We start from the raw sequence: 12,723 nt of genomic DNA on the forward strand, positions 1-12,723 counted from the left end.
TGCCACTTAAGTTACGATGACTTCCCAGATAGCTCCCTAACTTCAGCCCCTATGCAATTAAGAGATTCTCTGCGCCGGACAAAAATTGTCGCTACTATTGGCCCCGCTACTAGTAGTCCTGAAATGCTCAAGGCGATTATTGAAGCGGGAGCCACGACGCTGCGGCTAAACTTCTCCCACGGAACTCATGCCGACCATCAGCGTAGTATCCGCTTAATTCGGCAAACCGCTTTTGAACTAAATCAGCCAGTGGCTATTCTCCAAGACTTGCAGGGCCCAAAAATTCGCTTGGGGAAGTTTGACAACGGGTCTATAGTTTTGGCAAAAGGCGATCGCTTCACCTTGACAAATCGTCCGGTGGTAGGTACTCAAGAAATTAGCTGTGTCACCTACGATTATTTAGCCGAAGAAGTCCCAGTTGGTGCAAAAATTCTCCTCGATGATGGACGAGTAGAAATGGTTGTAGAGGAAATTAACCGGGACAAAGGTGATTTGCATTGTCGTATCACCGTGCCTGGTAAACTTTCTAACAACAAAGGCGTAAACTTCCCTGGCGTTTACCTGTCAATTAAGGCAATGACCGACAAAGACCGAGAGGATCTAATGTTTGGTCTAGATCAGGGTGTCGATTGGGTGGCACTTTCCTTTGTCCGCAATCCCCAGGACATGATCGAAATTAAAGAACTAATTTCCAGCACAGGCAAGCAAGTGCCAGTGGTTGCCAAAATTGAAAAGCACGAAGCCATTGAACAAATGGAGGCGATTCTGGCTTTGTGTGATGGCGTGATGGTTGCCAGAGGCGATTTAGGGGTGGAATTGCCAGCAGAAGATGTTCCGGTACTGCAAAAGCGGCTAATTGCCACAGCAAATCGCTTGGGAATTCCCATCATCACCGCTACTCAGATGTTAGATAGCATGGTGAGCAATCCCCGTCCCACTCGCGCTGAAGTATCGGATGTGGCAAATGCGATTTTAGACGGCACGGACGCGGTGATGCTCTCCAATGAAACCGCTGTGGGTAGCTTCCCTGTAGAAGCAGTGGCGACGATGGCGCGAATTGCCGAACGTATGGAGCAGGAAGAAGCCCAACACCTAAACCTACGTTCTACGAGAGATGCTCGGCGCTCCATTCCCAATGCGATTAGTCAAGCTGTCGGTCAAATTGCCGAACAATTAGGTGCAGCAGCAATTATGACCCTAACGCAAACGGGGGCAACCGCTCGTAATGTCTCTAAGTTTCGTCCTCACACACCAATTTTGGCAGTGACACCCCATGTAAATGTGGCGCGGCAGCTACAAATGGTGTGGGGAGTCAAACCGTTGTTGGTACTAGGATTACCTTCTACTGGTCAAACGTTTCAAGCTGCGATTAACGTGGCTCAAGAGCTTAAGTTACTGTCTCAGGGAGACTTAGTAGTGATGACTGCTGGTACACTCCAGGGGATTTCTGGCTCTACAGATTTGATTAAGGTAGAAGTGGTGACAGCGGTACTAGGCCACGGAATTGGACTGGGACAAGGTTCAGTGAGTGGTCGCGCACGGGTGGCTAGTACTGGCATGGATGTGAGTAACTTTAATCCCGGAGATATTTTGGTTGCACCCCGCACTAGTGCGGATTTTGTTGAGGCAATTCGGAAATCTGCCGGGATTATTACTGAAGATGAAAGTCTCACAAGTCACGCGGCAGTAATTGGCTTGCGTCTCGGTGTACCAGTGATTGTCGGCGTGAAACAGGCAACGCAGGTGATTCGAGATGGGGCGATTATAACGCTGGATCTGCAACGTGGTTTGATTTACTCTGGGGCGGTGAGAACGGCTTAGGAGTGGGGAGCAGGGAGCAGGGGAGCAGGGGAGCAGGGGGCAGGGGGCAAGGGGGAGAAGAATTAATAACCAATGCCCAATACCCAATCCCCAATCCCCAATCCCTTTATTAAACAGTTGCGATCGCAGCCCCAAGCCATCCAGCAAAGTTTTGTTGCTGTTTGGAGTTAGGATGCTCAACAGGTTTTACCTGATATCTCGTTGGACATGGTGAGGTGAGGGTGATGGAATAAGTACGCAGTTCGTCTTGGTGGAAAACTGCGACTTGGATGGTATCGTTGGGTTGGTAATCTTTCAGGCGATCGCTTAAGCCACCCGCCGCTAGCTTAATTGCATCAATTGCTAACAACTCATCACCTGCATCAATTCCCCCTACTTGTGCAGGTGAAGCAGTCTCTACAAACTTAATGATTTCCCGCCCATTCTCTGTATTTATTCTCACACCCAAGTAAGGTTCTTCTTGCTGTTCAGCTAGCAACTGCAAGCCAAAGGGTTCTAAATACTGATTGAAAGGCAAATCATCAGTACTATCAACGTAGCGTTTAAAGAAATCAGTCAAATCGATGCCGGCAACAGATTCTATAACTTCCTGCAACTCTCCTGGGGTGTAGCCAATTTCATCTTGTCCAAATTGCTGCCACATTTTCAGCATCACGTCATCGAGGGAGCGCTGATTTTTGTGAGTAGAGCGAATCAGCAAATCCAGCAACAACGATACCATTTCTCCTTTTAAATAGTAGGAAATTTGGGAATTACCGCTATTGGCATCTGGGCGATAGAGTTTTATCCAGGCATCAAAACTCGACTCGGAAACGGGTTGTACCTTGCGCCCCGGTGTTGTTTCATATTTGGTAATTTCCTTACCTAAGTTATTCAAATATGACTTAACATCATAAATTCCCGCCCGCAAAGGAATTAACAAGTCATAGTAACTAGTAGTACCTTCACAAAACCATAATGATGGTGTGTAATTTTCTTGGTCGTAATCAAAAACCTCTAATGCTTTGGGGCGAATTCGTTTGACATTCCACAAGTGAAAGAACTCGTGTGCCACTAATTGGAGAAAGCGATCGTATTTTTCCTGAGCGCGAAACCCAAAACGTTGGTAAATTAAAGAGCAAGAGTCTTTATGCTCCAAACCGCCAAAAGCTTGGCTAAATAAATGTAGCAGAAACACATATCGTTCATAAGGCAAACCGCCGAACATCTGCGCCTCTACCTGAATAATTTTTTGAATATCAGCAATCAATTGCTGAACTTGGTAATTACCTTGCCCCCAGATTGCCAGTTCATGGGGTTTTCCTAACACCTCAAATTTATACAATTGGTGGCTACCAATCTCAAAGGGAGTATCCACCAAAGTATCAAAATCGCCAGCCAAGAAAGTATTTGTTTCTTCAGCAACGGGTGGTAAGGCAGTAGTTACCTGCCATTCAGGGCGTGGTGGTACGACAGTAACGCGAATGGGTTGCTTATCCCAGCTTGGTATTCTAAAAAATAGTGCCGCACCGTTGAAATAACCGTGAGTGGTATCGAGGTGATTTGTCCGTACTGATAGCTCATTTGCAAAAACGCGGTAACGTACAGTTAATTCTGAAATACCTGTTTTGTCTACCTGCCAGTGGTTTTTACTAATCTTCCGCCAAGATAAAGGTTTATCCTCTGCAAAAGCCACAAAATCCTGTAAATTCTTGGCGTATTCCCGAACTAAGTAGGAACCGGGTGTCCACACTGGTAGTTTTAAATCGAGAATCGGTGAGGGATAATTCACAAGGCGTAAAGTCACCTCAAACAGATGGGTTTCTGGTTGGGACATTGCCACCAGGTAATGAATCGTTGGCCCGGTTTCCTGAATGTAGGTGTTGGGACGAATTGCTGTTGCTTCAGTCATCTTCTGTGCTGAGTTAATGTAGATGTGTAATTTTTACCATCATGACAAATTTACCGAAGAAGAATTCAGAATTCAGTAGCCCCAATTTTCTGAAAGCCAGTTTCAATTTCTGAAACCAGCCTGACAAAAGCTTTAGAAAAGGCTAGGTTAAGTATGAAAAGTGCTGAGTTACGTTAGCGGATAGCTAAGGTTTAGCCCGTGCTGAGATGAAAGATCGCCCACAATATGCGGGGTATCAACCACTTCCCGATAAAAAGATTCTGCTTAACATCGGGTGGGACTTTTACTATAGTGCAAAAGTACTGAGTACTCAACTTCAAAACTCAGCACTCGGTACTGAGTATGGTAAAAGAATTAGCGTTGAGACGCGATAAATCGCCGTCTCTACAAATCTGTCTTATCTGAACTGTGTTGACTCTGGGATGACAACAATTTTTATGGCATTTCTAGCTGATTTGAGTGTTTTAGCGTTGTTAAACTTTTAGTTGAAAAGGAGGGTAAAATTAGCAGGTGAATCTGCTACGAAAGCATTCTTGGCAAGACGTTAAATTAGATGCCCGACTTTTTAAAAAAGTCGGGCATCTAACATCGTTAAAATTTAATAATTATGTTAAATATGCCTAATCAAGACTTACGCCACAAAGCCATTCAGTTTTTAGAACAAAGTCCCCCACAGCGTCTACAAGTTCTTAAACAGATGGGCATAGCTCGTTATGATTTTTTAACTAAAATACAACTCAATGAAGCCAATATCATTTGTATGATGCGGTTTTTTAAATATCCAAGTCAGTTAAAGTTTCCGAATCTTATTGGAGCAGATTTGTCTGGTTTAATTTTAGATAGTGTCAACTTCATTCGAGGAAACTTATCAGAAGCTAATCTACAAGGTATTAGTTTAATTAATGCAGACCTACTATTTGTAAATTTTACGAAAGCTGATTTGAGAAATGCAGATTTACGAGGTGCAACTTTAAATGAGACTATTTGGTTAGAGACTCTTGTAGATAAGTGTGAGTTTGGGGTAGGTACTGGTTTAGATTATCTGCAACGTCAAGATTTACAACTACGCGGAGCTAGATTTAATTCTAGAGAAGACGGTAATTAAAACACAAAAAATTATAAGATTATTGAGTTGAAATTGACTGGATAAGTTAATGAGTATTAAGTTACCCCAAAAATTGATGTTGCTGGGTTCAGGAGAACTAGGCAAAGAATTTGCGATCGCAGCTCAACGTCTTGGTAATTATGTGATTGCTGTTGACCGCTACGCCAATGCTCCGGCGATGCAGGTTGCTGATGCTTATGAAGTTATTTCTATGCTAAGTGCTGATGATTTAGAAGCTGTAGTGAAAAAACATCAGCCAGATACAATTATACCAGAAATTGAAGCAATCAGAACAGAAAAACTGCTCGAATTTGAACAACGAGGGATTACAGTTATACCAACTGCGGCTGCTACTAATTATACAATGAACCGCGATAGAATTCGGGAACTGGCACATCAACAATTAGGCATCAGAACGGCTAAATATGGTTATGCAACAACTTTAGAAGAATTAATTACAGTTTCGGAAAAAATTGGCTTTCCCAATGTTGTTAAACCTGTGATGTCATCCTCTGGAAAAGGTCAGTCTGTAGTGTCGGATCGGAGTGATGTTGAGAAAGCATGGAATTATGCGATCGCTAATTCTAGAGGTGACAGTCAAAAAGTTATTGTTGAAGAATTTATTAACTTTGAAATTGAGATAACTTTACTGACCATTAAACAGTGGAATGCACCTACAATTTTCTGCTCTCCCATTGGTCATCGCCAAGAACGAGGCGATTATCAAGAATCGTGGCAACCCGCAGAAATTTCTGAAGATAAAATATTAAAATCCCAAGAAATAGCTATAAAAGTCACTGATGCTTTAGGAGGAGCCGGAATTTTTGGTGTTGAATTTTTCATAACTAAAGATGAAGTAATTTTTTCAGAGCTTTCTCCTAGACCTCACGATACGGGAATGGTGACGTTAATCTCACAAAATCTCAATGAATTTGAATTACATCTCCGAGCTATTTTAGACTTGCCAATTCCTCATATAGAGCAGCTAGGAGCCTCAGCCAGTGCGGTGATTTTAGCTTCAGAAAAATCTGATTCTATTGCTTTTAGTGGTGTCGCCGATGCTTTGTCAGAAAAAGATGTAGATATTAAATTATTTGGTAAACCTAATGCTCATCCATATCGGCGAATGGGCGTAGCTTTGGCGAAGGGCATGAATATTCAAGAGGCTAGGGAAAAAGCTACTAAAGCTGCAAGTAAAATCACAATTATCTAATTACCGTATGGACGCATAGCTAGCTGTGCATTGGGCGAATGGAATTCGCGGCTATACAGGCAAAGTCCGCCTCCGCGGACTAAGGGAAAATTAAGGTTTTTTAACCCACGGAGGTGGGTTTTGTTTGTGTAGACGCTGTTTCTAACCGCACATTACTATCTCGTAACGCTGTTAGGCGAATTAACCGCAGCAACCGGGTTCGTCTGATTCAAGTAATTGTAAACAAGTTGAGAAACTTGACGAATAAAGTCTCTTCCCCTGGTGTCTTTATAGGGACGGGTAACGAAAATGGAAGCTAAGTAGCGCTTACCATTGGGCATAGTAATAAATCCCGCGTCGCCAATGAGAAAGCCGATATCTCCAGTTTTGTTGGCGATAACTGCACCTTTGCCCAAACCGGCGGGAAGCAGTGTGTGAATTGTGGTGTGGCGCAGAATATCTAAGGCTTGCTCCCGACTTTGTGGGGAAACTAACTTGTTATTCACAACTAAAGCCAGCACCCGCGCCATATCTTGAGAACTTGTGGTGTTGGTTCCTCTCAAATCAGCTAAAAGATGGCGAATTACTGTGTCTTTCAGTCCCCAGCTACGGAAACGCTGATTTAGTTTCGCCGCTCCACCTAAGCGATCGATAATCATGTTAGTGGCAGTATTATCACTAATGATAATCATCTTAGTGATGGTTTCCAAAGCTGTGTACTTTTTGCCAACTCGTTCATATTGCATACTTCCAGAACCATTAGTAACTAAGTCACGCCGCATCGTCAGGTTTTCCTGAAGGCTGACTTTACCTGCATCTAAATCCTGGAAAAAGGCGATGAGTATTGGCAGTTTGATTGTACTAGCAGCGGGGAAAACGCGATCGCCTCCAATATCCAAATAATCCCCAGTATCCAAATCCAAGAAAAACATTCCTGTTTTCAGAAAACTATAGCGATTCATCAAGGCTTTAATTTGAGGTTCCAGCGCTTTCATCGGTGAATGCATGGGAATTACGCCAGCAAAGAGAGTGCTATTATCATTCACTCTTGGAGAAATACTCGGAGTTATTTCTAGATATTGCGGTTGGGTTGCAGTCAGTTGTATTGGCTTGGGTAACTGCACAGACCAATGATTGGGGGATTCCTCTTGCAGTTTCACTTGTACTAAATCAAAAGTGTAACCAGGTGCTAAAGTAACTACCATGCGGGTAGTCTCTGCGTTAAACTGCTCGATACGAATATTTTGAATTACTGGTCCCACTCTTTGATTAGTCTGTGGATATCCTAATGTGACTCCAGGCAAATCAATTACCAAACGAGTCGGGTTGTTAAGTAATTGTACTTTCGGTTGAACATTCTCATCTGTGGTGAAGTCCAGATGATTACGATTGCTATCAAAATGCCAATTCGCGATGGCTACGCCCGCCGCAGGCATGGCACCATTAGCTTTAACAGTGCAACCAAGCAGGAGGAAGCTTAAGAAGCTGGGTAGAAACCAGCTAAATTTTACAATGTTTTCTTTGTGTGTGAGTAGCATCAGCGATCGCTTTGTGTGTGAGGATGATTTTAAACGAACAAAAGCCGCTCACCATTAAAGCACAATTATGAAAAGTTTTGTAAATAGCGGTAAAAAGGCACAGTAACGAACAAACCGATTTTCAGCGTGGCGTAACCTACCGCATCCACGCATCTGTTTGCGTATCGCACCTGATGATTGTTTCTCCAGCGCGATCGCAATGCCACAATTGTCTCACTGAAGGCTTTTATTGTGAAATCCACAGTAGATATTCGACAGGAATACCACATAAGAAATGAGTATTATCCTGACATAACATTGACATCATAATGACATATCTAAATAATATACAATCAACTATACTTTTAAAAAGTCACCATGATTTCTGTTTAGTAACTCCACTGCTCACAAATTTAATATTCCTTAATCAAGTATTAACCAAGCAAGTGCTATTGCAGAATTTTCTGTTGCATAAGATATCTCAAATCAATCTAATCTAATTAGGTAACTCAAAAAATTAATGTGAGGTGAAAATGAAAGTTTTTAATATATATAAAATGAGTCTAGCTTCGTTATTGTTAGCTACACCCTTATATGTTTTACCTCTGAGGATACTTGCCCAAACTCCAAATCTCAAACAGACAGCAGTTATTATTAATAGTGGTTCTACAAATACCTGTAAATATAGAATTCGCGTATTGCCTTCTGGAAAAGCAACTTACACTGTTTGCAACCGAAAAGGTGTAGGTGAAATAAAAGTGAACACAGCCACGAAATTTTTTAATGATATTTCCGCAGCTAATTCATTATCAAAATTACCATATAAACCATGTGTGAAACCTGTTTCGTTCGGTACGTCAACTCAAGTCAGGTATCAAGGGCAAAAATCTCAAGATATTAGCTGTCCAAGTAATGATCCGAGAGTAACAAATCTGTATGATGACACTAAAAGCATTCAAGAGGAATTGAATTTTTCAACTTCAAAAAATTAACTATCTACGTTTAACTTGTAATCTCAATTAAAATACCGTTTAAGAGGATATTTAAAAATTAATATTAGACGTATTAAAACTTTATAAGTACTTCTAAACTGCTCGATCAATTGGGGAACCTTTATTCCGGCTCCCCTTTTTTTATGGGTTTAAGGGGGAATCAATAAGTGCGTAAAATTATAGACAAATACTTTTCAAACATTCTCTAAATGTCTGATGTATCTAAATATAATCTAGTAATACTTATGTCAAATTCAGTTTTTTTAATCATTGAGTCAATTGTATATATTTCTGAATTTACTATAAGTGCTTCATTATAAGAGTTAAATATTTGGCAATTTATACTAGTCTCACTCCTTTAAAGAATACCGCCTCATTATCATGTAGCACTACTATAGCAATCTGCTAAGATATGTCTATAGGTACTTTCATACATTTTTCTACCTAAAAGTATAGATCAATAGTTAAAAATTGAGTTATTAAATTAGAGAAATCAGCGCTACAAAAAAACTGTCCATGCTCTCCCAAGATAAACCAAATCCAAAAGATTCACCGCAAGTACCATCTTCAGCACCTTGCCAAAGCATTTTGCCCACTGCCCCATTGCCGGAAGCGATTAGTCAAAATATAGAGGCTATAATTGCACTGCACAGACGTTATGAAAAAGACGTACCTCAACATCAACGGATTGTAGAAACAGTAACAGCTTTTTTTGGTCGTCCGGCATTTCTGTATAGCATCCTATTAGGAATTATTTTGTGGGTAACACCCAATGTTTTACCACGACGTTTAGGATTATCAAGATTCGATCCCCCGCCATTTTCTTGGCTACAATTTTCATTGACCGCAGGTTCCCTGTTAGTAACAACAGGGGTGTTGATTAAACAAGAGCGTCAGGAAAAATTAGCAGAGCAACGGGCGCAACTTAGCCTTCAGCTTAATCTGCTCTCTGAGCAGAAAATTGCAAAACTTATTGCCTTGGTTGAGGAATTACGCGAAGATATTCCTAATGTTAAAAATCGCTCTGATCCGCAAGCCCAAATTATGAAAGAAGCTGTTGATCCGCAAGCGATTCTAGATGCGTTAGAAGATACTTTAGCATCCGAACTAGCTAATTTTCAGAATAAAAAAACACTAGATCAGTAGTAACTATTCCTTTAATTGCTTTGATTGATGCACGTTAAAATCCTAAATCTACGGCAATACGGTGGGCACAAGCAAACCCAGAAAAAGCGACTGCATTCAACCCTTGACCGGGAAAGGTACTATCCCCTACACAATAAAGTCCTGAAATAGCTGTGCGATTAAAGGGCATATTCAATAATCCCCACAACTTACGTCGGGGAATTGGCCCATAAGTGCCATCTTCACGACCCAAAAAGCGGCGATGGGTGCGCGGTGTGCCCACTTCTAAATAATCCAATGCGGCATCTAAACCGGGAAAAAGTTTCTCTAGGCGGTCAATAATTCGCCAAGCTGCCTTTTCTTTCTTCGCTTCATATTCACTCACAGAAAGTTCTTGCCAATCATCAATCCAGTGAGGCGTGAAGGCATGAATGATGTGATATCCATTTGGTGCTAAATCTGGGTCAAGTAATGTGGGAATCGAAACAAATACTGTGCCTTCTGCATCTGTCATCTTTTCCCAATCTTCCAGCAAAATATGGTGACACTCTGTCCCCACTGGTAAAACTGACTCCTTTACGCCAATATGCAAACTCAAAAAACTTGGAGATTTTTGATAGTTTTGTTGCCATCTTTTCTCATTATTTGGCATTGCTTCTGGTGGTAATAATTGTGCAAATGTATCCCACCGTGTAGCGTTAGAAACTATGCGTTTACCTCGGTATACTTTACCATTAGCCAATTGCACACCTACCGCTTTTCCCTGTTCTGTAATAATTTTGGTGACTCTAGCTTGGTACTGAATCTTACCTCCAGCTTTTTCTAGACCATCTACTAGTTTTTGGGCAATTTGTCCGACTCCACCTTTGGGATAGTTAACTCCGCCATAATGCCTGTCAGAAAAGACCATCCCCGCATTAATCATTGGTGTCATGTCTGATGGAACTACCGACCAGCAATAACATTCCATATCGATAAATTTCAATAATTGCGGGTCTTTGATGTAACGCCGCGCCACATCTCCGGCATTTTGGGGCAGATACTTAGCTAAACCGAGACAGGCTAAAGGATGCTGGAAAAATACGCGCAGTAAATACCGAGGTTCTTCCAGCGACAGCAAATTCATACTGTTGAGGCACTTGAATACTTTTTGGCATTCGTCATAAAAGCGACGAATCCCTTCTTCTTCGTGGCGAAAATGAGCAATAAGATTTTGCAAAAATTGTTCATAAACCCGGTCAACCTTCAGGTCTAAACCTTGGGGTAGATGATAGTGAATCTGTACCGGATCTGCGATCGCTTCTTGGCTGACATTTACACTTGATAATGCACGGGTGAGTAAGTTGGTAGTACCGTTCTGTCCCAGTCCAAAAATCATTGATGCGCCAACATCGAATCGATAGCCTTGGCGTTCAAAATAACCAGCGCTACCACCTGGAATCAAATAACGTTCCAGTACCAGTACTTTCGCTCCCTTCGCCGCTAACTGAGTCGCTGTTACTAATCCGCCAATCCCAGACCCAATTATGATCGCGTCATTTGTCATTTGTCATTTGTCCTTTGTCATTTGTACTGAGCGTATCGCTAAAGCGAAAGCTCCGCTAACGCGTAGCGTCTCTTAGAGAAGTATTTATCCTTTGTCTAGAGTCAATCAATATTTAATTTAACTAATGACTAATGCCCAATGCCCCATCCCTAATCAAAAAAAAAGAGGGACGAGCCTGCTACTGCTGGCTAATCCCGTCTGCCGATCCTTAAAAGAGAGGAGAACACTTTATAAGAATATAGCCTTGATTGAGAATAAATGTCAACTATTAATGAAAAGAATTCTCAATAAAATTGAGTGCTTTAATTTTTAGCTGTCAGCCAGATGCAGGAAAGAGTATTATGGTGTTTCAGTTCTTATACAATAAAAAGGCGCCTATTTCTGGCTATGACGCTACAATTGCGCGTTTATGTTCCACCGCATCCCCTGATCAAACACTGGCTAGCAGTTGCCCGTGATGCCGGCACGCCTTCAGTATTGTTCCGCAGTGCGATGACTGAGTTGGGAAGATGGCTAACTTATGAAGCTGCGCGAGACTGGTTGCCGACCCAAGAAACGGCAGTGCAGAGTCCCTTAGATACTTGTCCCGCAACGGTGATTGATCCGCAAGTACCGATGGCAGTAGTGCCGATTCTCCGGGCAGGCTTAGGATTACTAGAGGGAGCGCAGACTTTATTACCTTTAGCATCGATTTATCATTTTGGCTTGGCACGAGATGAAGAGACACTGCAACCTCATTGTTATCTGAACAAGTTACCAGAAAAATTTGACCCTCAAACACGAGTGTTAGTTACTGATCCAATGTTGGCAACAGGAGGGTCAATCATGGCAGCAATGGCAGAATTGACACAACGGGGGGCCGATCCATCTCTGATACGGATTATTTGTGTAGTGGCGGCTCCACCCGCTTTGCAAAAACTGAGTGAAGCTTATCCGGGTTTAATAATTTACACCGCTACTATTGACGAAAAACTAAATAGCAAGGGGTATATTGTACCGGGATTGGGAGATGCAGGCGATCGCATCTTTGGGACTTAAGCTACTATGCAGCTAGGGCAGGAAAATGGCATAAGTACTGTAAAAGTTGCAAGGTTTGTTGAAGGCGGTAAAGATATGAGTCAGCGAGATGGTTTTGGCAGTGGCTTTTTAGCAGGGGCCTTTGTTGGTGGGGTATTTGGCGGTGTGATCGGGGCACTGATTGTTTCTCGACGCGAGCCAGAATTGCTAGCAGAAAAAGAAACAGAACTGACAGATAGCCAAGGCGAAGCGAAGAAAATAGTAGCAAAGCGGCGTCAGATGAAAGCCTCAGAAAGTGAGAGCAACAGTATAGAAACGGCCAGGCGATCACTAGAAGATAAGATTGCCCAGCTAAATGCCACAATTGACGAAGTGCGAAATCAACTAGGGAACGTAAAAAGTAGTTCACCCCAACCAAGCAATGACCGCTCCCTCACTAAAGACTCCTGAGTTTGTTTAGGCGTGGTGAAAGTGTCAAGTGTGGTAAATATGGAATCCGCAAACATGACATGGACTA

At 42.2% G+C, this 12,723-nt stretch carries 12 protein-coding genes; 8 read left to right on the forward strand and 4 right to left on the reverse strand.

All coding sequences use genetic code 11. The features are described from left to right. The first annotated feature begins 51 nt into the window (after positions 1 to 51). Positions 52 to 1,821, forward strand: coding sequence for a pyruvate kinase (pyk, locus tag HWQ39_RS13295; RefSeq protein ID WP_179063712.1), 1,770 nt, complete (start codon positions 52 to 54; stop codon positions 1,819 to 1,821). A 109-nt stretch (positions 1,822 to 1,930) separates the two neighbouring features. Here the strand turns inward: pyk and HWQ39_RS13300 are convergent, their stop codons facing one another. After that, the gene (locus HWQ39_RS13300; protein WP_292845288.1) at positions 1,931 to 3,712 is read right to left on the reverse strand and encodes a M61 family metallopeptidase; all 1,782 of its coding nucleotides are present in this window, start codon (positions 3,710 to 3,712) and stop codon (positions 1,931 to 1,933) included. A 206-nt stretch (positions 3,713 to 3,918) separates the two neighbouring features. On the opposite strand from HWQ39_RS13300, the gene HWQ39_RS13305 reads away from it, so the two are divergent. The 3 genes from HWQ39_RS13305 to purT all read left to right on the forward strand — a co-directional run bounded on the left by HWQ39_RS13305 (position 3,919) and on the right by purT (position 6,030). Next, positions 3,919 to 4,086: a hypothetical protein gene (locus tag HWQ39_RS13305; protein WP_292845291.1), complete on the forward strand. Its 168-nt coding sequence runs from the start codon at positions 3,919 to 3,921 to the stop codon at positions 4,084 to 4,086. A gap of 233 nt (positions 4,087 to 4,319) precedes the next feature. After that, entirely contained in the window at positions 4,320 to 4,817 is a 498-nt protein-coding gene (locus HWQ39_RS13310) for a pentapeptide repeat-containing protein (protein WP_292845294.1), read from the forward strand. Between the two features lie 49 nt (positions 4,818 to 4,866). Beyond that, positions 4,867 to 6,030, forward strand: coding sequence for a formate-dependent phosphoribosylglycinamide formyltransferase (purT, locus tag HWQ39_RS13315; protein WP_292845296.1), 1,164 nt, complete (start codon positions 4,867 to 4,869; stop codon positions 6,028 to 6,030). A 155-nt stretch (positions 6,031 to 6,185) separates the two neighbouring features. On the opposite strand, the gene HWQ39_RS13320 is transcribed toward purT, so the two are convergent. Next, positions 6,186 to 7,547 carry a serine hydrolase gene (locus HWQ39_RS13320; RefSeq protein ID WP_292845299.1) on the reverse strand — a complete coding sequence of 454 codons (1,362 nt, stop codon included), beginning with the start codon at positions 7,545 to 7,547 and terminating at the stop codon, positions 6,186 to 6,188. Between the two features lie 65 nt (positions 7,548 to 7,612). Continuing rightward, the gene (locus tag HWQ39_RS13325; RefSeq protein WP_292845302.1) at positions 7,613 to 7,789 is read right to left on the reverse strand and encodes a hypothetical protein; all 177 of its coding nucleotides are present in this window, start codon (positions 7,787 to 7,789) and stop codon (positions 7,613 to 7,615) included. Positions 7,790 to 8,059: 270 nt separating this feature from the next. On the opposite strand from HWQ39_RS13325, the gene HWQ39_RS13330 reads away from it, so the two are divergent. Both HWQ39_RS13330 and HWQ39_RS13335 read left to right on the forward strand, forming a co-directional pair. Beyond that, a complete protein-coding gene (locus HWQ39_RS13330; protein ID WP_292845305.1) occupies positions 8,060 to 8,518 on the forward strand; it encodes a hypothetical protein in 459 nt (152 codons plus the stop codon). Between the two features lie 516 nt (positions 8,519 to 9,034). Continuing rightward, positions 9,035 to 9,664: a DUF1003 domain-containing protein gene (locus HWQ39_RS13335; RefSeq protein WP_292845308.1), complete on the forward strand. Its 630-nt coding sequence runs from the start codon at positions 9,035 to 9,037 to the stop codon at positions 9,662 to 9,664. 34 nt (positions 9,665 to 9,698) lie between these two features. Here the strand turns inward: HWQ39_RS13335 and crtH are convergent, their stop codons facing one another. After that, positions 9,699 to 11,189, reverse strand: coding sequence for a carotenoid isomerase (crtH, locus tag HWQ39_RS13340; protein WP_292845310.1), 1,491 nt, complete (start codon positions 11,187 to 11,189; stop codon positions 9,699 to 9,701). 387 nt (positions 11,190 to 11,576) lie between these two features. On the opposite strand from crtH, the gene upp reads away from it, so the two are divergent. Next, positions 11,577 to 12,227 carry a uracil phosphoribosyltransferase gene (gene upp, locus HWQ39_RS13345; protein WP_292845313.1) on the forward strand — a complete coding sequence of 217 codons (651 nt, stop codon included), beginning with the start codon at positions 11,577 to 11,579 and terminating at the stop codon, positions 12,225 to 12,227. A gap of 75 nt (positions 12,228 to 12,302) precedes the next feature. Continuing rightward, complete coding sequence (locus HWQ39_RS13350; RefSeq protein WP_292845671.1) at positions 12,303 to 12,656, forward strand: hypothetical protein; 354 nt, start codon at positions 12,303 to 12,305, stop codon at positions 12,654 to 12,656. Positions 12,657 to 12,723 lie beyond the last annotated feature (67 nt).

This window comes from Nostoc sp. NMS8 (assembly GCF_017115045.1).
GTDB lineage: Bacteria > Cyanobacteriota > Cyanobacteriia > Cyanobacteriales > Nostocaceae > Nostoc.